At 33.3% G+C, this 21,647-nt stretch carries 17 protein-coding genes; 6 read left to right on the top strand and 11 right to left on the bottom strand.

Annotation, left to right across the window (positions count from 1 at the left end; genetic code table 11):
- The first annotated feature begins 9 nt into the window (after window positions 1-9).
- Window positions 10-1,707, top strand: coding sequence for a ribonucleoside-diphosphate reductase subunit alpha (locus AC5ZCW_RS21850; RefSeq protein ID WP_343543986.1), 1,698 nt, complete (start codon window positions 10-12; stop codon window positions 1,705-1,707).
- 364 nt (window positions 1,708-2,071) lie between these two features.
- Here AC5ZCW_RS21850 and AC5ZCW_RS21845 read toward each other — a convergent pair whose 3' ends face one another.
- Together AC5ZCW_RS21845 and ribB are read right to left on the bottom strand one after the other, a co-directional pair.
- Complete coding sequence (locus AC5ZCW_RS21845) at window positions 2,072-2,644, bottom strand: Crp/Fnr family transcriptional regulator (protein ID WP_496121741.1); 573 nt, start codon at window positions 2,642-2,644, stop codon at window positions 2,072-2,074.
- On the bottom strand, window positions 2,645-3,307 hold the full coding sequence (gene ribB, locus AC5ZCW_RS21840; protein WP_343543988.1) for a 3,4-dihydroxy-2-butanone-4-phosphate synthase: 663 nt from the start codon (window positions 3,305-3,307) through the stop codon (window positions 2,645-2,647). It lies immediately after the preceding gene.
- Window positions 3,308-3,471: 164 nt separating this feature from the next.
- Between ribB and AC5ZCW_RS21835 the strand changes: the two genes are divergently transcribed.
- Entirely contained in the window at window positions 3,472-5,076 is a 1,605-nt protein-coding gene (locus AC5ZCW_RS21835) for a Na+/H+ antiporter (protein ID WP_281632903.1), read from the top strand.
- Between the two features lie 81 nt (window positions 5,077-5,157).
- Here AC5ZCW_RS21835 and AC5ZCW_RS21830 read toward each other — a convergent pair whose 3' ends face one another.
- Both AC5ZCW_RS21830 and AC5ZCW_RS21825 read right to left on the bottom strand, forming a co-directional pair.
- Window positions 5,158-6,930 (bottom strand): MutS-related protein, encoded by a 1,773-nt coding sequence (locus AC5ZCW_RS21830; protein WP_496121739.1) that lies wholly within the window; start codon window positions 6,928-6,930, stop codon window positions 5,158-5,160.
- Window positions 6,931-6,992: 62 nt separating this feature from the next.
- Window positions 6,993-7,826 (bottom strand): universal stress protein, encoded by an 834-nt coding sequence (locus AC5ZCW_RS21825; RefSeq protein ID WP_281632901.1) that lies wholly within the window; start codon window positions 7,824-7,826, stop codon window positions 6,993-6,995.
- A gap of 181 nt (window positions 7,827-8,007) precedes the next feature.
- Between AC5ZCW_RS21825 and mnmE the strand changes: the two genes are divergently transcribed.
- From mnmE to AC5ZCW_RS21810, 3 genes are all read left to right on the top strand, one after another.
- Entirely contained in the window at window positions 8,008-9,408 is a 1,401-nt protein-coding gene (gene mnmE, locus AC5ZCW_RS21820; protein ID WP_281632900.1) for a tRNA uridine-5-carboxymethylaminomethyl(34) synthesis GTPase MnmE, read from the top strand.
- Between the two features lie 377 nt (window positions 9,409-9,785).
- Window positions 9,786-10,355, top strand: coding sequence for a helix-turn-helix domain-containing protein (locus AC5ZCW_RS21815; RefSeq protein ID WP_496121738.1), 570 nt, complete (start codon window positions 9,786-9,788; stop codon window positions 10,353-10,355).
- On the top strand, window positions 10,348-11,490 hold the full coding sequence (locus tag AC5ZCW_RS21810) for a site-specific integrase (RefSeq protein WP_496121737.1): 1,143 nt from the start codon (window positions 10,348-10,350) through the stop codon (window positions 11,488-11,490). Before AC5ZCW_RS21815 ends, AC5ZCW_RS21810 begins: the two co-directional genes overlap by 8 nt.
- 97 nt (window positions 11,491-11,587) lie before the next feature.
- Here AC5ZCW_RS21810 and AC5ZCW_RS21805 read toward each other — a convergent pair whose 3' ends face one another.
- The gene (locus tag AC5ZCW_RS21805; RefSeq protein ID WP_496121736.1) at window positions 11,588-11,887 is read right to left on the bottom strand and encodes a hypothetical protein; all 300 of its coding nucleotides are present in this window, start codon (window positions 11,885-11,887) and stop codon (window positions 11,588-11,590) included.
- Between the two features lie 290 nt (window positions 11,888-12,177).
- On the opposite strand from AC5ZCW_RS21805, the gene AC5ZCW_RS21800 reads away from it, so the two are divergent.
- Complete coding sequence (locus tag AC5ZCW_RS21800) at window positions 12,178-12,510, top strand: helix-turn-helix domain-containing protein (protein ID WP_496121734.1); 333 nt, start codon at window positions 12,178-12,180, stop codon at window positions 12,508-12,510.
- 593 nt (window positions 12,511-13,103) lie between these two features.
- Here AC5ZCW_RS21800 and AC5ZCW_RS21795 read toward each other — a convergent pair.
- The 6 genes from AC5ZCW_RS21795 to AC5ZCW_RS21770 form a co-directional block, all read right to left on the bottom strand.
- Complete coding sequence (locus AC5ZCW_RS21795; RefSeq protein ID WP_496121776.1) at window positions 13,104-13,232, bottom strand: hypothetical protein; 129 nt, start codon at window positions 13,230-13,232, stop codon at window positions 13,104-13,106.
- A gap of 478 nt (window positions 13,233-13,710) precedes the next feature.
- Window positions 13,711-14,493 carry a GLPGLI family protein gene (locus tag AC5ZCW_RS21790; protein WP_496121733.1) on the bottom strand — a complete coding sequence of 261 codons (783 nt, stop codon included), beginning with the start codon at window positions 14,491-14,493 and terminating at the stop codon, window positions 13,711-13,713.
- A gap of 4 nt (window positions 14,494-14,497) precedes the next feature.
- Window positions 14,498-17,296 carry an outer membrane beta-barrel family protein gene (locus AC5ZCW_RS21785; protein ID WP_496121732.1) on the bottom strand — a complete coding sequence of 933 codons (2,799 nt, stop codon included), beginning with the start codon at window positions 17,294-17,296 and terminating at the stop codon, window positions 14,498-14,500.
- A gap of 637 nt (window positions 17,297-17,933) precedes the next feature.
- Window positions 17,934-18,881 (bottom strand): DUF6625 family protein, encoded by a 948-nt coding sequence (locus AC5ZCW_RS21780; protein WP_496121730.1) that lies wholly within the window; start codon window positions 18,879-18,881, stop codon window positions 17,934-17,936.
- A gap of 20 nt (window positions 18,882-18,901) precedes the next feature.
- Entirely contained in the window at window positions 18,902-19,099 is a 198-nt protein-coding gene (locus AC5ZCW_RS21775; RefSeq protein WP_496121729.1) for a hypothetical protein, read from the bottom strand.
- A gap of 951 nt (window positions 19,100-20,050) precedes the next feature.
- A complete protein-coding gene (locus AC5ZCW_RS21770) occupies window positions 20,051-21,643 on the bottom strand; it encodes a vitamin K epoxide reductase family protein (protein ID WP_496121728.1) in 1,593 nt (530 codons plus the stop codon).
- Window positions 21,644-21,647 lie beyond the last annotated feature (4 nt).

Below are 21,647 nucleotides of genomic sequence, written 5' to 3'. Positions count from 1 at the left end.
AGAATACTTATGAATACGACAGACACAAACTCAGCAAATACTAATTTTGAAACGCAAAACGACAGTAAAATGTGGTGGAAAAATTCTGAAAGTGAACAGATTTTAAATCGTGGCTATCTTTTAAAAGGAGAAACTGTAGAAGGGGCAATCGATAGAATTTGTACGGCTGCAGCGAAAAGGCTGTACAAACCAGAATTGAAAGAATCTTTCATGGAAATGATCGAAAGAGGTTGGATGAGCATAAGTTCGCCAGTTTGGGCCAATATGGGAACCGAAAGAGGTTTGCCAATTTCTTGTTTTAATGTTCATGTTCCAGACAAGATTGAAGGGATTACACATAAACTGGGTGAAGTAATTATGCAGACTAAAATTGGAGGTGGAACTTCTGGTTATTTTGGTGAATTACGTGAACGCGGAAGTGCTGTAACTGATAACGGAAAGAGTAGTGGAGCGGTTAGTTTTATGAAACTTTTTGATACGGCAATGGACACTATTTCTCAAGGTGGAGTTCGTCGTGGTGCGTTTGCTGCTTATTTAGATATTGACCATCCGGATATTGAGGAATTTTTAAAAATTAAAAGTATCGGAAACCCAATTCAAAACCTGTTTACGGGAATCTGTGTGCCAGATTACTGGATGCAGGAAATGATTGATGGCGATGTTGATAAAAGACAAATTTGGGCGAAAGTATTGGAAAGCCGCCAACAAAAAGGATTACCGTATATTTTCTTTAGTGACAACGTAAATAAAAATAAGCCGCAAGTTTATAAAGATCAGAATCTAAGAATCAACGCCAGTAATTTATGCAGTGAGATTATGCTTCCGTCTACGCATGATGAATCATTTATCTGCTGTTTATCTTCTATGAACTTAGAATTATATGAAGAATGGAAAGATACTGAAGCGGTAAAATTGGCGATCTTTTTCTTAGATGCTGTTTTGCAGGAATTTATTGAAAAAACAGAAGGTAACTATTATCTTTCTGCAGCGAATAAATTTGCTAAAAGACACCGTGCGCTTGGTTTAGGAGTTTTAGGATGGCATTCTTATTTGCAGAAAAATATGATTCCGTTTGAAGGAATGGAAGCTAAAATGAAAACAACAGAGATTTTCAAACATATTAGCGATAAAGCAGATAAAGCTAGTCAAGAATTGGCTAGAATTTATGGCGAACCAGAATTGCTAAAAGGTTACGGAAGACGTAATACAACCACAATGGCAATTGCGCCAACAACTTCATCTTCTGCAATTTTAGGGCAAACTTCGCCAGGAATCGAACCTTTTAGCAGTAACTATTATAAAGCTGGATTGAGTAAAGGTAACTTTATGCGTAAAAACAAATACCTTAAAAAGTTGCTTGAAGAAAAAGGGCTAGACAACGAAGAAGTTTGGAGAGGAATTATGCTAAACGGAGGAAGTGTGCAACACATGGAGCAGCTGACACAAACTGAAAAAGATGTTTTTAAAACATTTAAAGAAATTAGCCAGTTAGAAATTGTGCAGCAAGCAGGAATTCGTCAGAAATTTGTTGATCAAGGACAAAGTTTAAATCTTAATATTCCAGCAGAATTGGCAATCAAAGATGTAAACCGTTTAATGATTGAAGCTTGGCAGCAAGGAGTAAAAAGTCTGTATTACCAAAGAAGCCAGAGTGTTTCTAAAGAATTGGTAACAAGTCTTGTTTCTTGCAGCAGCTGTGAATCATAAAAATCAAAAGGCCGAATCTTAATTTAGATTCGGCTTTTTTTTATTGTGAATCTTTACCGTAAAGATTCACTAAGATTTATATGCAAGAAACGCAAAGGGTTTCACGCAGATTTTAAAAGATTTAAGCTGATTAAGACAGATATGAATTGCCTCCAGCTTTAGCTGGAGGTTTTTGTTTTAAATTGTAAAAGGCTTTAGCCAAACTTTGAATTTGGCTAAAGCCTTCTTATTCTCCTTTTTGACCTCCAGCTAAAGCTGGAGGCAATTCATATTGAAATAATAATTTAATTAAATTTACGAATTGTTTCGCGCGTGGCTAAAAATAACTTAGAGTCTTAGCGTCTTAGTGGCTAAAAAAAAAGCTCTAAACTTTAGATTTCAACCTACTCAAAGTTTCCTGTGAAATATTAATATAAGAAGCAACAATTTTATTTGGCAATCTTTTCACAATGGAAGGATTTATTTTCAAAAGCTGATTGTATCTTTCTAAAGCATCCATAGTTGTAAAAGACATTAATCGATTGGCATTATTTACATAAGCTTTTTCCAAATAATTGCTGTAAAACTCACGCCATTGCGGAATTATTGTCATCAAATGATTGAAATTTTCATGAGAAATGCTCAGCAATTCTGATTTCTCCACAACTTGAATATTTTCTAACGCTGGCATTTTGGTGATAAAACTAACTAAAGCTGTTGCAAATTGATTTTCGAATGCAATATATCGCGTAGCATCTTTTCCTTCTTCATTAATAAAAAAGATGCGTAGACAGCCTTTTGCAACAAAAAATGTTTCTTGACTTACTTGGCCTTGAGCCAGCAAAATTTCATTTTTTCCTTTTTTGATAAGTTTAAAATAGGAGAGAATGGTTTCTAAATCTTCATCAGAAACGTTAATGCTTTTTCGAATAGAATTGCCAAGCTGTTCGTATATCATTTAGTTATAATCTCTAACGAATTTGCGGTAGTAAATAATATCTTCTATTGACAAAACCACTAAGTCGTGTTCTTGTGCAAAGCTAACAATTTTGTCTAGTTTCGCCATGCTACCGTCTTCGTTCATCAATTCGCAAAGGACAGCTTCAGGTTGTAAACCCGCCAATTTCATTAAATCGACACTTCCTTCAGTATGACCATTTCTTCCTAAAACACCATTATTGTTTGCTCTAAGAGGAAAAATATGTCCAGGTTTTGCTAAATCTTCTGGTTTTGCGTTTGCTGCAATAGCTGTTTTGATAGTGGTAGTTCGATCTTTTGCAGAAACTCCAGTTGTAACTCCGTTTCTGGCTTCAATTGTTATCGTGAAAGGAGTTTGAAAACTGCTTGTGTTTTCTTTTACCATGTAGGGAAGTTCCAATTCATCCGCTTTTTCATTCGTTAGGCAAAGGCAGACAATGCCGCTGCATTCGCGAATCATTAAAGCCATATTCTGAACAGTTATGTGTTGTGCAGAAAATATAAGATCTCCCTCATTTTCTCGGTTTTCATCGTCGGTTACCAAAACACCTTTTCCTTTTTTAAGCTGTTCTAAAGCATTTTCTACACGTTCTTTACTCGAAATTCCAAATTGTATTAACGGACTTAATTCTGTACTTGTCATAAAACCTTTTTAGAAATAATAAGAAGCAAATCTAAAGTTGTTTAAAGCCAAAAAGTTTGACATAAGTCAATAAATTGGTATTCTATTTTTTTAATTTAGTTGTCATAAAATCTTAATTTAGTACCCAAATTCCATAAATCAAAATCTAATCAAAACCATCTCAAATGGATAATATTACCGTTATCATAATGCTGCTTTTCGGTGTGGCTTTTCTTAGCCTTGTTAGTAAAAGATATAATTTTCCGATTCCTATTGTTTTGGTTTTATGCGGTGTTGTTATTAGTGTTGTTCCTGGACTTCCTGTAATTGCTTTAAGTCCAGAAATCGTATTCATTATATTTTTGCCACCTCTTTTATACCATGCAGCATGGCATACAAGCTGGTCAGATTTTAAGCAGTCCATACGTCCGATAACTTTTGCTGCTGTGGGTTTGGTTTTTTTTACAACAGGACTTGTTGCTGTTTCAGCACATTGGCTTATTGATGATATGTCTTGGCCGTTAGCTTTTTTGCTTGGTGCTATTGTTTCTCCTCCCGATGCCGTTTCGGCAACGGCGATTACAAAAGGGTTAGGGCTTAATCCGAGGTTAATTGCGATCCTAGAAGGAGAAAGTTTAGTAAACGATGCAAGTGGTCTGGTTGCCTATAAATATGCGCTTACAGCAATTACAGCAGGTAATTTTGTTTTGTGGCAGGCAGGATTAAATTTTGTATTAATGTCAGTTTTAGGTATAGCAATAGGCTTGGCTGTTGGATATATTATGTATTATATCCATAAAAGATTTGTTTGTGATGATATTATCGAAGTAACACTTACATTATTGACGCCATTTGCTTCTTATCTTCTTGCGGAGCATTTTGAAGGTTCTGGAGTTTTGGCTGTGGTAACAACAGGCCTTTTTCTGGCAGCAAGATCAGGAACTATTTTTTCGCATGAAAGCCGAATTATGACGAATACAATTTGGGATGTGCTTAATAATATTCTGAATGGTTTAATCTTTATTTTAATTGGACTTCAGTTAAGACAAATCATTGCAGGAATAAGTAATTATTCTGGCAGTTCGTTATTCATTTGGGGAGCAGTTATAAGTATTGTAGTGATTTTAGTTCGTTTTTTATGGGTTATTCCCGCTACAATTCTTCCTCGGGTAATCAGTAAAAAGATTCGAGAAAAAGAACAATTTGATTATCGAAACATGATCATTTTCGGATGGTCAGGAATGCGAGGTGTAGTTTCTATGGCTGCGGCTTTGGCACTTCCGTTAATGTTGAATAAAACAGAAGAATTTCCGCTTCGAAATTTAATTATATACTTAGTTTTCTGTGTAATACTTTCAACTTTGGTCATACAAGGGCTTACGCTTCCTTGGCTCATCAAAAAGTTGAAAATTGAGCGTTATTCAATACTTGCCGAAGAATATAATATACGAAACGTGATTGTTTCAGAAACGATCGCGCACATAGAAGATAATTTCTCTTTACTGAATGATGAATTGCTTCATAACATAAAAAGCAAATACGAAGTAAAATTCAACCGACTTCAAAAGACAGAACTTCCAGCTAATTTCTTCGGAAATGGAAAACTTCTTGGCGGTGAAATTTTCAATGATTTTACTAAAATCCAGATCGATCTGCTGAATGTAGAACGAGCAAAATTAGAATCGATGCATAAATTTGGTTCTGTCAATGAAGAAATCTTCCGCAAAATAGAAAAAGAACTCGATTTAGAAGAAACGCGTTTGTGGATGGAAATGTACGAGGAAAATTAATTGTTAATTGTAAATGGTGAATTGTGAATGTCTTCTTTGCATACAGAAAATAATTCACCATTCACCATTTACAATTCACCATTAAATAACCCCCATTTTCTGCATTAAGAATGTTGCGCTTTTGTTTTTACAGATTCCGTTTCGGAGTTTGTAATCAAAATGTAAATCGTTGTTTTGGATCTCAACTTCGAAACATTGATTGGTTAAAATTTCAGGATATTCATTTGTAGTCAAACAAACTTCAATGTCGTGTGTTGCGATGGCACCGATTGCTTTTTTAGAAATTATTTTCTTCACCACTTCAATTGTTCCGTTTCTTTTATCATCAGAATTCGTACCTCTTAAAATCTCATCTAATAAAACAAAAGCGGGCTGATTTTCAAGTTCATCCATAATCTGTTTTAAACGTTTAATTTCAGCAAAAAAGTAAGATTCAGAATCAGATAAAGAATCTGATAATCGCATTGAAACTAATACTGGAAGTGGATGTACTTTAGCTTCTGATGCACAAATAACTGAACCAATTCCGCTAAGTACCATATTGATTCCTAAACTTCTTAAAAATGTACTTTTACCAGACATATTAGATCCGGTCAAAATCACAAAAGATTGTGGATGAAATCGAGTGTCATTTCCAACTCTTGTTGCGGGGTTCAATAACGGATGGCTTAGATTTTTAAACTCGATTTTATAATCAGAATTGATTTCAGGAAAAACGAAATCTTCATTATTGTAAGCTAGATTAGCTAGACTATTTAACGCCTCAATTTCGCCAATTATAGCAATCCAATGATTCATTTCTGAAGCATAATCTTCTTTCCATTTTAAAAGTGCTTTTAAAACATGCAGATTGAATAAGAATGTTCCGTTGAATAAAGTGGCTGTTACAAAGTTGTTTATCGTATCCATTCTTGAAAATAACTCAGAAAGCTGTTTAAAATGCTGGCTCGCTTTTGCATTCTTAAAGTTAAGCTGTTCTTGTAAGCGAATTAGTTTCTTAGATTGGAAAGATTCATGTTCAATTTTTTCAATCAATAAACTGTATTGCTTTATGATGTTGGCGACATTATCAGCTTTTGCTATTTCCGATTGAATTCTCTTTACAGCTCTTCCTAAAACAATTAAATTGGCAATAAAGACATATGTTAAATAAGAAAGTATAATGGTTTTAGATGTAATAAAGTACGCAGCCAGAAATCCAAAAAAGGTTACTGGAAGAATTAATGATAATGCGACTAAAACTTTAGGTAAGGAATTATTTGTAAAAGAAGTCCAATGTTTTATCGCTTCATAAGATTGTTTAGAATCTTGACTTAAGATTGCTAAAGCCTGAAATTCTTGCCTCCAATCTATTTTGCTTTTTAATTCATTAATAGCTTCTTGATTTTCTAAAATTTCGGTTTCGGGTAGCGTATGCAGTAATAATTCCGCAAGTGTTTTTTTTCCGATAAAAGAGGCAGTTCTATTTAGGTTTTGAAATAAAGAATGGTCTCCAAAAATATCCAAATCGTAAGCATACGGATGATGAAAATCGATAAATTCAGCTCCGTTTTCAAAAGGTGTTTTTTCTCTTTTCAGAAAAGCAATTTCGTTCTGATTAATTTTTAAAAGTGTTTCTGCCAGCAATCTTTGAAATGATACTCTCGAATGTATTCTCATAAAAAAAATAAAACCAGCAAAAGACAAAACAGCTAGGGTAACATAAAGTATTTGATCTGTCTTGATGTAATAAAACATAAAAAACAAGAAAAGGAAAATACTTAATAGTCTCAAAAGACTTATGCTGTTGTATTTTTTGTTGGTTTTATTATAGAGTTCTGAGTATTTTGTAACGTTGTCTGGATATGCTTTCATTCTATTATTTTGGTTGAAATACAAATATAGCTTTTAAGTCACAAAATCATCACTATTGCCATTTAATCTTCATGCATAACCAAAATTGGAATGGTTACTTCTTTGGCAATCTTTTTTGAAAAGCTTGAATCAAATAGACTTTCAAAGAATGAGCGTTTATGTGTAATTGTGGTTAAAACATCAATGTCTTTGTAAAGAATAAAGTCAAGAATGGTTTCTTTGACGTCATCACTTGGTAAAACTAAAAATTCTACATTTTCTTCAGAGAATTCTTTTTCCCATTCTTTTCTAGTTTCTTCTGAAACATCTGAATTAGAAGTTTTAACGTATAAACTTTTTACCTTAGCACCGGTTTTTTTAGCGATTTTCAGAATTTTTTTCAGTTCTTTTTTATCTTTTTCACGGTAGCGTGTAGTAAAGCCAATAGTTTTTACTTTTCTGTATTTTGCATCGATAGGAATACACAGAACAGGAACTTCGACTCCAGAAATCACAGATTCGGTATTAGAACCTGTAAAGAATTTAGTCCAGTCAGAAGCGCTATTGGTTCCCATAATCACAAAATCGACTTGATCTTCTTCTACGGCATTTTTTAGGTTGTAGATAAGATCACCATCCATTAAACGGTGTTTGATTACAATATCTTCTAATTTACGTTCGGCAGCAATTTGGCGTAGTTTTGGAATTTCGTCTTTAAACATTTCAAATTTTGCCAATTCGATTGAACTGTATATAGAAGCATAATTCTCTGGAAAGAATTGGCTGTCGTAAACGGGAATCTCGAATGTATGAAGTAAGATTAATTCGGCGTTTACCACTTTAGCAAATTCTAAAGCATGGACAAATGCATTGGTAGCAGCATCAGAGAAATCGGTTGGAAATAATATCTTTTTCATAGTACTTAAGATTAAGGTTTGTCTCTCAAATTTACTCATTCTGCGAAGAAAACAACCTGATATTTATCAGTATTTTAACAATTAATAATTTATTAATCTCAATTAATTTGAAGATTTCTTGTTTGAATCGAGTTGCATTAACGCAGAAAAGAATTTGAGCGTTTTTTTATACCTTTGCAGCATGATAAATCAAGATTCTATAGTTGCTTTGGCCACGCCTTCGGGAGCTGGAGCTATCGCCATAATTCGTATTTCTGGAGCCGAAGCCATTACAATTGGCAATTCGGTATTTAAATCTATTAAAAACAAGGATTTAACAAAACAGAAGACGCATACACTTCATTTAGGGCATATTGTAGACGGAAGTAAAACATTAGACGAAGTTTTGGTTTCGGTATTTAAAGGTCCGAATTCTTATACGGGAGAAGATACGATTGAAATTTCTTGTCACGGATCGACTTATATTCAGCAGCAGATTATTCAGTTATTGCTTCGAAATGGCTGTAGAATGGCTGATGCTGGTGAATTTACATTAAGAGCTTTCTTAAATGGAAAACTGGATTTATCGCAAGCAGAAGCGGTGGCAGATTTGATTTCGTCAGACAACGAAGCTTCTCATCAAATTGCGATGCAGCAAATGCGTGGCGGATTCAGTAATGAAATTGCGAAACTAAGAGAAGAGCTTTTAAATTTTGCTTCTTTAATAGAATTGGAATTGGATTTTGCAGAAGAAGATGTAGAATTTGCAGACCGAACACAATTTCATGAATTATTAAACCGTATTGAATTTGTTTTAAAACGTTTAATCGATTCGTTTGCTGTTGGAAATGTAATCAAAAACGGAATCCCAGTTGCGATTGTAGGTGAACCAAATGTTGGTAAATCGACTTTATTGAATGCTTTGTTGAACGAAGAACGTGCCATTGTTTCAGACATTGCAGGAACTACGCGCGATACCATTGAAGACGAATTAGTAATTGGCGGTATTGGATTTAGATTTATTGATACTGCAGGAATTCGTGATACAAAAGACGTTGTAGAAAGTATCGGAATCAAGAAAACTTTCGAAAAAATAGAACAGGCTCAAGTTGTAATTTATTTGTTTGATGGATTAAAGTTTCAGACATCAAGTTCTGAATTTGTAAATGAAATTGAGCAGATCAAAAATAAATATCCACTAAAACCGCTGCTTATTGTAGTGAACAAAAAAGATATTCTATCTGCTGATGAAGTAGCTAATATAACCAATCAGTTAGAGAATTTAAATGCAAAATTGCTATTGATCTCTGCGAAAGAAAAAATAGGAGTAGAAGATTTAAAGAATGAATTGTTGTCTTTTGTGAATACAGGAGCGCTTCGAAATAATGAAACGATTGTTACCAATACAAGACATTATGATTCGTTATTAAAAGCTTTAGATGAAATTCAGAAAGTAAAATTTGGTTTAGAATCAGGTCTTTCAAGTGATCTAATGGCGCTTGATATTCGCGAAGCTTTATATCAATTCGGACTGATTACAGGACAAGTTTCTAATGACGAATTATTGGGGAATATTTTTGCGAATTTCTGCATCGGGAAGTAGAAGGAACAAAGAAACGCAAAACAAAAAATAACAAAAAGAGTTAAGGTGTTGGTAATTAACATTTTGACTCTTTTTTTATTGATTTTTATTTTGGAATATTTGGTATTGCTTTGCTTAAATCTGTACCTTATTTGTACCTCGGATTTCGAGGTACAAATTTTGTGACAAAAAGGGATAAATGATGGCACAAATGTACATTTTGCTGAGGTTTTCAAAGATCGGATTTTTGGAGGAGAAATTAGCAAAAATGTTATTTTTTGAGCATATCGTTTGTCTTGTGCCCTTATATTTTGGCAAGGCAGATTCCAGAGTTTGGAAAGTAACTATGGAAGTTCGAAGGACATTTAAGTGCAGTAGGAAACTTAAATTTAAAAATTATGGGTTCAAACATTAGGATTTCCAAAATCTGTCAGTTCTGTAATAGTGAATTTACAGCAAAGACAATTAAAACAAAATTTTGCTCGCTAACCTGCGGAAGCAAGAATTACAAGAAGAGAAGCAGCGAAAAAAAGAAAGAGGCCAGACGGCAAGAAATGAAATCCATACTTGACGCGGGTATCGAGCAGCTGGAAAAACTTGAAATTTTCACTATTGATCAAGCATGTCTTTTTATGGGAGTAAGCAGGAGGACGCTTTATAGGGTAATTTCAAGGAATGAAATTGCCATTAGTAAAATTGGAGGTAAAACTATTATAAGACGTTCAGATATTGATAGTTTTTTTGAACGGTTGTACGAAAGCAGAAAAAATGAAGAAACTTTTCAGAAATTTCCAGGAATTGAGCACTGCTATACAATTTCTGAAATACAGAAGAAGCTGAATATTTCTCCTGCTGCCTTATACGGCATTTTGCTGAGAGCAAGGATTGAAAAATACAGTGTAAGCAGGTTTGTTTATGTTTCCAAAAGAGATATAGATTTATTATTTAACATTCAGAGCCATGAGTAAAAGTATCGTAACACTTAGAAAGAAAGCTATTTCTCAGGGAAGAATGTCTCTCTATTTGGATTTCTATCCTCCCGTGTGGGATTCAAGAACAAACGACTACACCAGACGCGAGTTTTTGAAACTCTATATCTATCAGAAACCGGCAGATCAGTATCAGAAGCTGTCAAATTCTGAAAATCTGCATACGGCAGAACTGATCCGTGCAAGAAGACAGAATGAAATCAATAAATCGGAGATCTATTCTCCATTTGAAAAAGAACAGCTGCAGATTCAGGCCCGCGGAAACGAATCATTTCTCCAATACTATAAAAAGCTAGGAGAGAAAAAAACAGGGAATAATCTATCGATATGGAACTGTGCCATAGCGCACTTTGAAGCATTTTTAAATGGAAATGATCTGCTGTTTAAGGATGTTACGGTTACAGTTATTGAAGACTTCAGAGATTATCTTCTCAAAGCGAGAAGCATGCGAAAGAATAATAAGCAGATTTCTCGCAATACTGCGCTTTCCTATTACAATAAAATAAAAACAACTCTAAAAGGGGCGTATAAAGAGGATAAACTAAGAACAGACATAAACGCAAAAATTGGATCTATTAAAGAAATGGAATCTCAGCGCAATTTTATGACTATTGAAGAGACCCGAAAACTTTTTTCTACTCCCTGTCCAAATTCCTTAGTGCGTAAAATTTCGATGTTTTCTGTATTGACAGGAATACGTTATGTAGATATTGCGAAGCTGCTCTGGTCTGAGGTCCATTACATTGAAAATGATGGTTACTATATCATATTCCGTCAGAAAAAAACTCAAGGAGCTGAAACAATGCCTATTTCTGACAAAGCTTTTGAACTGCTTGGAAAAAGAAAAGGTGAAAAGGAATTGGTGTTTAAAGGATTAAATAAATGGGATGTTGACCGGGTGCTTCCAGTATGGGTAGCATTATCTGGCATTAATAAGCATATTACCTTTCACTGCTTTAGGCATACTTATGCAACGCTCCAGCTCACTGCGGGAACAGATATTTTTACCATTTCAAAAATGCTAGGACATAGGAGCGTTAAGACCACGCAGGTATATGTAAAAGTGATTGACCAGAAAAAAAGGGATGCCGCAAACAGAATATCATTAGAATAATATTTAAAAATAAAGCAAGCCTTATAATCAATAAGGCTTGTTTTTAAAAGTACTGACAGCTTAAAATTGGTTTTACAGCTAAATTAATAGGTATTAACTAAAAATTATTGTTTAAAAAGTTACAAGTTTTGCAATAAATTATTCCTTCGGGAGAGAGTTTTTTTTCCTGCCTAATTTTAGTAGGAGTGTGAATATTTTGATTCAATTGATCATCTTTTACGATTTCATCGCTTTCCGAATCTTTTAAAAAATGCTTCACTCTTGCTTCCGCCAAAATTCTTAAAAAAGATAATATTTCCGTAGCTTCTTCTAAGGTTACATTCATCCCTTCGTCAGTTAACATTTTTAATGCTTTTTGAGGTGTAATTTTTCCACGCTGATTTTCATTGTATTCCATTTCTTTATTATTTTACTGTTGTTTGTAATGTAAAGATATTCAATTGTTTATGGGGAATAAAGAATGGTTTGGTTTGTATCGTAAGGGGAGCCTTACGATACAAATTACAAACCATCATTTTTTGGATGATTTGGAAAGACTTTTAAATATAAATGAATCGTCTGATAATGTGTTGTTCTATAGTGAATTAAGTATAGCGGCTTAATTAATTTCTTTATTTTTAGAGAGCTTGAAAACAGCAAAATAATAGTGATGCAAACCTTTTTGCATCTATAAAACATATGCATATTATGAAACCATATAAATTTGAAGATTTGCCAGATATTTTAGGAACCCTTTCTTTGCGTATAGAAAATATTGAAAGGATTTTAAAAAATAACGCGAATGAGGATAAAGAGATTGATGATAATTTGCTTACTATCCAGGATGCTTCAAAACTCTTGAAGCTTTCTGTTGCCACAATATATTCTAAAGTATGCAGGAATGAACTGCCAGTAAGCAAAAAGGGCAAGCGGCTATATTTTCAAAAGACTGAATTGCTTGATTGGATTAAGTCCGGGCGGATTAAAACGATAGCAGAAATCCAAAAAGAAGTAAATAACAGGTTGGATAAAAGATATTAAAATTAAGAACTGCGATTTTTTTGCAGTTTTTTTATTTGTACCCCATTTGTATCTCTTGTCAATGCATCCCTTACAAATTCTGGAAAGTGAATTTCTGGAACTGATCCCAGCACTAAGAATCTACGTTAGTCAAAAAACTTTAAAGTTATCTTTAACAATTTCCTCCTTCTTGAAAAGTTAGTTAGTTAGTTAGTTAGTTAGTTAGTTAGTTAGTTAGTTAGTTAGTTAGTTAGTTAGTTAGTTAGTTAGTTAGTTAGTTAGTTAGTTAGTTAGTTAGTTAGTTTTTATGTTTTTCTTTTAGATTGATTTTAGTTTTTTTTTGATTTTGGCCGGTGATGGGAATGCTGGTGAAAAGGGATTTGTTTGAATGGACTGATGGTCTTATTGTTATTTGATTGCTGAGGATCTATTAGGGTAAAATCACTAGGATGCTAGTTAAATGGTTTATGTATGGAGTTTTACTCCTGCTAAAAACAAAAAAACTTCGGATCGCTGTGAAGCTTTTTTGTCTTTTTATTTCTTTTGGCCTTTCGTAATGAACCATTGCGGGCAATAACCTTTTTGAGACGCAGCGGCGGACTCTGTATTTTTCTTTAGTCTGTTACACGAAGATAATCGTAATCATCCTTTAGAACTGTATAAGCCGCCTTTGGATTAAAATTCTCTCCTTTGATTGTAATAGTATCGCCTATGTTGGCGGAATTGGACGAAATGGTCTGGATAGTGGGGGAGGCAATTCGGGATTTGGGTTCTGGACTTCTTCTTCGTTAGTGCCAGAACACCCAATTGAAAGGTATAGCGCTAAAAAGAAAAGCAGATATTTCGTTCTGAGAATTTTTTTTAAGGGAGTATTTTTTAGATGCTTGTATTTTCAAAAAGATTCCATAACGTCATGAGCTGAAATCTGGGAATCTTATACTTTTATATAACGGAGTTGGAGTGATTGTATTTTTTTTCTCCTCTTTTGATAGGCTTAAAAATCGATTTGATTTCACAGTTGTTTTTTTGGAGAATATTTTACAGTGCACTATCTAAACTTAAAAAAAAACAGCTTTGGCTGTTTGCGGCAGAAAGAGGGGCGGCTCCATCTTTACTGCGCCACGATGCTGCTATTCTGCTGCTGGCTCCATTTATATATTCTTGAAATCTCAAGAAATACTTAGATTAGTTTTTGTATAAGAAATAAGGTTTAATAGCTAGCTATAGAGAATAGGCCTGCAATGTTTTTTTTGCCCATTTTCCCCAGTCTTTCAAAGCATCCAAAAGTATTTTGTTTAGTCCTTTATTGTTAGTAGGCTTGCCTTTAACTGGTGGAGCTAAATCTTTGTCAGAAACTGGAATTTCAGTAACTTTTGTGGCAAACCATGTCATGTTTTCATGCGGGAGAGCCATGCCTAAAATTGTTCCGGGCAGTCCTGTGAAAGATTCAGGGCCTCCTGAGAATGGAATCTGAATTGTGTAGTAGGCAACAACATAAACAGAATCGAGAACTATAGCATTTGCTCTGCGGCATTCGTAACCCGCAATTTCTCTGGTTTCATCGGTAATTTTCCAATCAATTTTGCGCAAGCTGTCTTTAACTAGGTATAAATCATCGTATACGTTTTTTTGTGTAATGCTGGTTTGCGTATCAAGATCTGTGGCGATAACATTTTTTAAATTGGCCATTGCGTCGTCAGCAATCCAATGGTTGGTTGCTGGTTGATTTGTTTCAACCCAGTTGTATAAACTCTTGTTTTTTGAAAAACTGAGTGTGCTCTTTGTTGTTTTAAATTGTGGATTGTTTTTTTTATAGCTATCAAAAGCAGCTTGATAATAACCGTCAGTTTCTCCTTTTATTTTTTTTGTAATCAAAGCATACATATTCGATTTTTTCTCATATTCGATTACGCCATTTTCAATAAAGTGGTCATTTTGAGCAAAAGTATTGCCGCTTGCCAATACCGTTATTAAAATTAAGATGCGATTTATTATTGTTTTCATGGTTTTAGTTTTGTTTAATTTCTCCTCCGCCCATTTTGCTGAAATCCCAGCTTACAGAGAACATAAAGTATCTTTGGATAGTGGTATAAGTGCTTTGGCTGATGTTTCCATTATAAGCCGAACGATTAAATCCGACATTTTGGTTCAAAAGATCTCTTCCTGTTATTGAAACTTTTAAATTATCTGATTTTAAGAATTTTTTGGTGATAGATGCATTCAAAATAAAACGTTCAAAAGTTTCCTGAATCACTTGCGTTTTTCCATTATATTGATAATTGCCATCTGTACTAATTTGTAGTTTGAAAGGTAATTCTATACTGGTCCAGAAATTTCCATTAAAACCCCAGCCATTACTATCGCTATTTTCGTTGATGCTTGCATCTGCAACATTGTATGTGGGCCCAAAGCTGGTATTAAAATTATATTTTTTTTCTTTATACTTTGATAAGTTTAAATTAAAGGAATAGGTTGAGTTTTTAGTTTGATTCAGTTTTGTGTTTATGTAATTATAGTTTACATTTTTGTTGGCGCTTAAGCCAATTCCTGCTGTCATGTCTATGGCTTTGACTGTTTTGCCAAAATTACCGTTCAAATAATAACTTGTTGCTGCTTTGTTTTCTATGTTTACAAATTTTGATATGCTTTCTCCTCTATCATTTGTAATCACATTACTTATTATTGGATTTAGCGTAAAATTATATGATCCACTAATCGAAAAATATTGATTAGTGAGCACTTTATAGGAGTAATAGCTACCTCTAAAAATATTTTTAAAAGAAGGATCTAAATTTGGATTACCCACAATTGTATTCAATTGGTTTTGATTGTTTCGGATAGGCTGCAGCTGATCTAATGTTGGCTGTTCGATGTTTCCATTATACGATAGGCGCAATGATTCTCTTTGTTTGAAATTATATTGATAGTTTATCTGAGGCATGTAGTTCACAAATTTTTGCCTAAAATAATTATCTGTATAAACATCATATTGTTTAAAGTTTACACCGCTAAATTTAGAACCAAAAGAAAAAACAGTTTTATTTTTTTTATAGTTAAAAATTGCTCCAAGCTGGTTTATCGTTTGGTCTAATTCATAATTATTACTAAAGATGGAATCCAAAACATTATAATCGCCATCTGGAGATTGATTAAAAGATTTGCGATCAGCTTTTCCGTTGCTAATATTGAATCCATAATTAAGAATTAAAGATAGGCTTTTGGTTAAAGGCTCGGTATAGATTAAATTTGATTTAAAAGCTCTATTGCTAATAGTATTGACTTTATTTTGATCGACTATTTTGGTGCTATCTGGATTAATTATAGATGGTGTGAAAAATTCAGCTCTAGAATTTAAGTAACCATTACTTTTGCTATCTGTAGTTGATTGGTTTAAATTAAGAGATAATGTTCGTCCTGTTTTTTTAAGTCTTTTGGTTAATAAAGCATTTATATTAAATGTTTTATCATCAGCATCGTTTGTAGTTGTCTGTTGCAAATTATTCAATTGGTTGCCTTGTTCGTCAGAGCCTTTTCGCATTTCTGCTTCACTTGAATTACTGTTTTTAAACAATCCGTCTACATTTAATTTTAAAGTTAATGTGGTGTCAATTTTAATCTCATAAGTCAGATCAAGCTTGTTTTTAGTCATGTTTTTCTCAAAACCTTTGTCTGAAGTATTATAAATGCTGCTCGAACTTAAATTTTGCTGGTTAATATCATTTCGGTTTCCTGAAAGTTTAATATCGCCAATTTTATAATTTATATTGATAGATTCTTTATCACCGTTCCATTTATTGTCAAAATGTATTCCTCCAGTTTGAGCTACTGGAATTCCTTCACCATTAAATTGTCCATCCCAGCTTTCAAATTCATCATTTCCATTGTTTGAAAAATAAATACCGCCGTCATCAGTTACTTGATAACTGTTTTGGCCATATTTGTCTTTGTCTCCCCATCCTAATCCTACTTGTCCGGTATTGCCTAAAATGCCATATGCTGCTAATTTTTTCTTATCCCAAAACTTATTAAACATAGCCTGGCCTTTGTAAAAATTATCAGTTCCTCCTCCGAGTTCTGCTTTCCCAAAATAGCCATTTTTTTTGTCTTCTTTAAGCTTTACATTCAGCGTTTTGGTTTTCTGACCGTCATCAATTCCAGTAAAAGCGGCCTGATCGCTTTTTTTGTCGTACAGTTGCACTTTATCAACCATATCGGCACGCAGGTTTTTTGTAACTAAAGTGGGATCATCTCCAAAAAATTCCTCTCCATCAACCAAAACTTTGGTTACGGTTTCACCCTGAGCGGTTATTTTTCCGTCTTTATCAATTTGTATTCCTGGGAATTGCTTTATCAGATCTTCCACTTTTGCATTGGGCTCTATTTTAAATGCTTTTGGATCAAATTCTAATGTATCTCCTTTGATTTTCATAGCTGCCCTATTGCCTTTTATGATGATTTCAGAAAGCAGTCGGCCTTTATCAGCCAAATTGATTTTACCGTAATCTTTGGTTAGCTTTGTTGAATCAAGAGAAAATTGATCTACAAAATCAGCATATTTAGGATAGGAAATCAGCAGAATAAATTTACCGGGTTTAATATTATGCAGCTCAAAATAGCCATTTTCTTTGGCCCTGGTAAATTTTATTAAAATGGAATCCTGTGCTCTTAACAGAGAGACTGATGCTTTCGATAAAGGCGAATTGTTTATGGTGTCTATGGCATATCCTTTTACTGTGCCTGATGTTTGTGCCAGTAAAATATTTGATAAAAAAAGAAAGCAACATAATAATAGAATGGTTTGTCTCATTAATTGGTATTGGTTTTTTGAAAAAAGGCATGATCGTTCTATTCCATTTTTTGGAAACAGAAGTAAAATGCGCTTGCTGTGTGATTTGTTTTTGGGTAAGAAGGATTGCAGATTCTAATATGGAAATTGAAATGGCGCCTTTTGATGCAGGCAAACTGAAGTATAATGGCTAGATTTTATGGAATTCATAATTTTTTTCTGCTAGGTTTTGATGGTTAGAGGTGTGGTTTTAATAGTTTTAAGAGGCAATTGCCATTATAATAGTTAAATGTGAATATGGTCCAAAAGTATATAAAAATACTACAACATTAAAAAGAGACTTGCTTTTGCTTTCCTGATTAACCATTAACTAATTAATATAAGGAATACGCTTTTTTTTTAGTGCATTTGAGCAATATATAATAATTGGACATAGGGCTTATAAAGTTTCTTGCTATGAAAATGCGATATTGATTAGAGGATGTGCTTGATATTATTCGCTATACGTTCGAATTTTTTTGCCGAAGCCCAGCCTAAAAGGATATCACTCCAGTAGTGCCAGCAAGTTGTAGAATACTTTAAGGTACACAGTTTATCTCCAATTTTTTCCTTGGAAACCCAAATTCTGATTGTATAGCAAAATTTAAAATTCAACAAATTAATCTTTTATGTTCACCATTTTTAAGAGCTTTAAATACAAGAGTTTAATAGCACTGTTTCTGTTTATCCCATTTTGATTAAAATAGAAAACATCAGGAATGGGGTAGCTGGCTTTTTTATTCTTACAGATCACTTTATAATCTATCATATCATAGAATAGACATTCAAATTCATTTTTGAATATTATTGCCCCATTATCCCATCTGATCCTGTCAGACACACCCTGAGCTATTATATGATCAAAAAAGACTCTAAAATCGCCATTCATGTTTCCTTTAACGGTTAGATATGTCATACTTTGTATATTATCGGGGAAATCAAAAATAGAATGTCCCAAAGCTAATTCATGATAAAGAAAATTGCATTCCACGAAAGAAAAATGCTCCTCCTGCGTAAACACATATTTATAATCTCTGCTTTTCGTAAAAAGCAGATTCATTTTTTCCGTATTGCGGTAAAGACAGAAAGTTCCTGTTATAAAATCATGGCGACTATTTATTATATCATAGTTCTGGAGCAATTCATCTGTCAAAAATCCCCTTATGTCACCATACACCATATCTATATCTCCATGACCCCAAAAATCATATGAGTCAAAGATTTCTGAAAATAAATAGCCATATGCAGGTTTAAAATCACACATTTTATATGGATTATTTAGCGTAATCTCAAAACCTAGTTTATTCGAGGCATTAATCTTAAATTCTTCTAAAGTTTTATAAATGACTTTAACATTGGCAGGTTTATTCTTAATTTCATCCAGATTATCCGTTATTAGAATAAAATCAATTGAAGGGTTGTAAATACAAGACTTTATAAAATAGGGAAAATACCATGGATACTCTCCATACCAGCAAGTCATTATAGCAATTGAAGGTGATATCGTCATTTTTTTAATATTTTCGACATTGTGGAAATATTCCAGTGCAATTGGCTGAAAATACATTCAGCCAACTTGTTTTAACTTTATCCTCGATGGTAGCAGAAACCGTTATAGCAGACATTAAGCCCGTTTTGTCCATTACAGGTTATTCCTATGCAATTGATGTCAAAGGTGCAAGGACAATAACCCCATGGCGCTCCACTTCCTGCCATAATAGTTTTCATTTCGTTTCTCGATAACTTTGTCTGCGCATTTGCAAGACTCATTTTTAGTTTTTTCATAATTTATTTAATTTAAGGTTAACTAATATTTTTTTAGTTCAATCACGTGCACTTGATTTATTAAAAAAATTATTGACATTTTTTTTTCCAGTTTAAACTCTAAATGCTCTACGAATGTATAGATCTATGGTTATATTTATTGCCTTATTAAATTCCTTATGCAGGGATTAAACCAACTACTGTTTGTTGGAGTTTTGCAAAAAAAGCGAAGAGATTTAAATAATAGCTTTATTGGCAATAAGCAGGTCTTAAATTGGCGATTACAAATAAAGTAAAGTAAAAGAACATGACGCTTAAAAGACATCTCTCGAACTGGAGTAATTGGCCGAAATATTAATTCCAGCCAATTTAGATATTACCCTCTATGATGGCATACTCCATTATAACATGTGTCAAAGCCCCCACCATTGCAGCTCATGGACAGGCATTGCTCACTAAATGCACATGGACAGTAGACTATGGTGCCAGAATAGCTTCCTGCCATAATAGTCTTCATTTCACTTCTCGATAATTTTGTCTGCGCTGTGGCAAGACTCATTTTTAATCTTTTCATAATCTTAATTGTTTTATTTGTTTAATTATCTAATTACATTCCTTAATTTCAATCACGTGCACTTGATCTAATCTTAGAATATTTTTTGAGGACATAATCTAACTTACGCTGCTAAAATTATATAGGGCAATAATTGATTTTTTTTATGCTTAGGCAATTTTTACAATTTATTGACCATTTGAAATAAATTGAAAATGCTCTGCAATTAAAACATGATCAAATTCATCGGATAGAGCGACTCTGGTAATTTTTATGTTTTCTAGAATGTTAGGAATTATTTCAGAAATATAGAACAAAATCAATAGTGGATAAGTTTTTCGATGGATAAACGTAGGAAATCAGATATGATTTTTTACTGGCTAATGTTTAAAACTTTTAATTTTGATTTCTCCCACATCTTAATCACTAGCTACATTTTGAAAGCTAAAATCGTCTTCCATCAAGTCTTCTATAAAAAATACAAGATTTTTTCGTTCATACATGTACGGAAATTCATATCCATTTAGAAAAAGAACAGGAGTGAAATTATATCCATTTGTCTCACACCAATTATTTTGTGATTCCAATATATAATCAAACTTTTCGGTCACATCTAATGAAAACTCAAGGAGCCATTTTTGTAAATTCTGCTCATTAAACCAAGATTTTAGTGCATTCAAGAATGAAATTTGGCCTTCTTTAAAATAAATTTGCAACAGAATTCGGAATAATTTCTTTTTATCTTCGGTTTCATTGTTAAGATCTGTTTTAAATATCAGCTCAACATATATATCATCAAATTTCTCCAAAAGTCCGTCGATCATAATATGGGCATCTTTACAGTGTCCGCAGAAAGGATTGGAAATTAAAGTGATTTTTGTTTTACTCAATTTGCTACCAATAATTATTTGATCTTGTGTAAGAATTTTTTCTTTTTTCGACATTAGGCTGTTTCTAAACATATCGTAATTTCTCATAAATCGATTATTCGATATTTGCGCTTGTTTCAAATCTTTGGAGTGTTCCAGAACATGTTTTAAATAGGACCATGATAATGCTGTGGAACTTATAATGAAAAAATATGACACAATTAATAATTGTGAAAAAATCAAATTGACATCTTGAAGATAATAGATGTATACTAATTCGAATGCCATGGTACCAATTATAAGCAAGCAGACAGGGCACCATTTCTTTTCAATAAATTTTTGATAATACAGCGACACTGCTGCAAAAGGAGCTGAACAGATTAGAAGCATGGCCTGAAGGCTGAGAAAAATGCTGGCATTCCCTAAAAGAAGAAAAATAATTAGGCTAATAAATTGGGAAGCAAAAAAAACGATACTAAGATCACTAAAATTAATAACTTCAAAAAGTTTCCATTTTTTTGATCCAATAATACTGTTGCAGTCCGTAGCAATTGTTATATTACAGAATTTTGAAACAAGCTCATTTTGGATATTAAAAAGTTCTTTAAATGCAATAAAGGAAAGGAGAATTCCTGCTAAGGGCAAAAGAATAAAAAGCTTTTCCCCTATACCTGCTTGAGATTTAGATAATAGCGAAAGTAAGGCTAAAATAAATAATGCAATTAAGCAATTCATGTAATTGCCCTTATTCTTTTCTATTTCTTTTCCAGCATCATCCTGCTCTTTACTCAACAGCAAAACAACATTTCTCCAGCGGGACTCTAACTCTGCTCTGGAAAGCAGCAGCTTTTTTTTGTCTGTGTAGTAATAATAGTCATTTCCTTTGTGCTCTATAAAATATGGTTCCGAAACACCAGAACTTCCACTTAAAAATGCAACAAATTTATCGGGCAGATTATCTATCTCTTCCATTGGCATCTGAAAGGCAAAATTACCAATGTTAAAAAAAGTTACCGCATCGCATATTGCTAGTAGCGTGCCTCTGTTAGGATGAGATTCAACCTGAAATATAAATTCAGATCTATCTATTGCAATGTTCTCGTTTTCCAGATATTGGAAAAGAAAGTTAAAATTTTCAATCATGGGT

This window comes from Flavobacterium sp. PLA-DH12 (genome assembly GCF_059511845.1).
Note: the sequence above shows the minus strand (reverse complement) of the source record. Positions and strands in the feature narration are given on the sequence as shown.

Bases quoted from the DNA above. Each gene is read 5' to 3' on its own strand.
- AC5ZCW_RS21850 (WP_343543986.1), top strand. From the start codon at position 10: ATGAATACGACAGACACAAACTCAGCAAATACTAATTTTGAAACGCAA.
- AC5ZCW_RS21845 (WP_496121741.1), bottom strand. From the start codon at position 2,644: ATGATATACGAACAGCTTGGCAATTCTATTCGAAAAAGCATTAACGTT.
- ribB (WP_343543988.1), bottom strand. From the start codon at position 3,307: ATGACAAGTACAGAATTAAGTCCGTTAATACAATTTGGAATTTCGAGT.
- AC5ZCW_RS21835 (WP_281632903.1), top strand. From the start codon at position 3,472: ATGGATAATATTACCGTTATCATAATGCTGCTTTTCGGTGTGGCTTTT.
- AC5ZCW_RS21830 (WP_496121739.1), bottom strand. From the start codon at position 6,930: ATGAAAGCATATCCAGACAACGTTACAAAATACTCAGAACTCTATAAT.
- AC5ZCW_RS21825 (WP_281632901.1), bottom strand. From the start codon at position 7,826: ATGAAAAAGATATTATTTCCAACCGATTTCTCTGATGCTGCTACCAAT.
- mnmE (WP_281632900.1), top strand. From the start codon at position 8,008: ATGATAAATCAAGATTCTATAGTTGCTTTGGCCACGCCTTCGGGAGCT.
- AC5ZCW_RS21815 (WP_496121738.1), top strand. From the start codon at position 9,786: ATGGGTTCAAACATTAGGATTTCCAAAATCTGTCAGTTCTGTAATAGT.
- AC5ZCW_RS21810 (WP_496121737.1), top strand. From the start codon at position 10,348: ATGAGTAAAAGTATCGTAACACTTAGAAAGAAAGCTATTTCTCAGGGA.
- AC5ZCW_RS21805 (WP_496121736.1), bottom strand. From the start codon at position 11,887: ATGGAATACAATGAAAATCAGCGTGGAAAAATTACACCTCAAAAAGCA.
- AC5ZCW_RS21800 (WP_496121734.1), top strand. From the start codon at position 12,178: ATGAAACCATATAAATTTGAAGATTTGCCAGATATTTTAGGAACCCTT.
- AC5ZCW_RS21790 (WP_496121733.1), bottom strand. From the start codon at position 14,493: ATGAAAACAATAATAAATCGCATCTTAATTTTAATAACGGTATTGGCA.
- AC5ZCW_RS21785 (WP_496121732.1), bottom strand. From the start codon at position 17,296: ATGAGACAAACCATTCTATTATTATGTTGCTTTCTTTTTTTATCAAAT.
- AC5ZCW_RS21780 (WP_496121730.1), bottom strand. From the start codon at position 18,881: ATGTATTTTCAGCCAATTGCACTGGAATATTTCCACAATGTCGAAAAT.
- AC5ZCW_RS21775 (WP_496121729.1), bottom strand. From the start codon at position 19,099: ATGAAAAAACTAAAAATGAGTCTTGCAAATGCGCAGACAAAGTTATCG.
- AC5ZCW_RS21770 (WP_496121728.1), bottom strand. From the start codon at position 21,643: ATGATTGAAAATTTTAACTTTCTTTTCCAATATCTGGAAAACGAGAAC.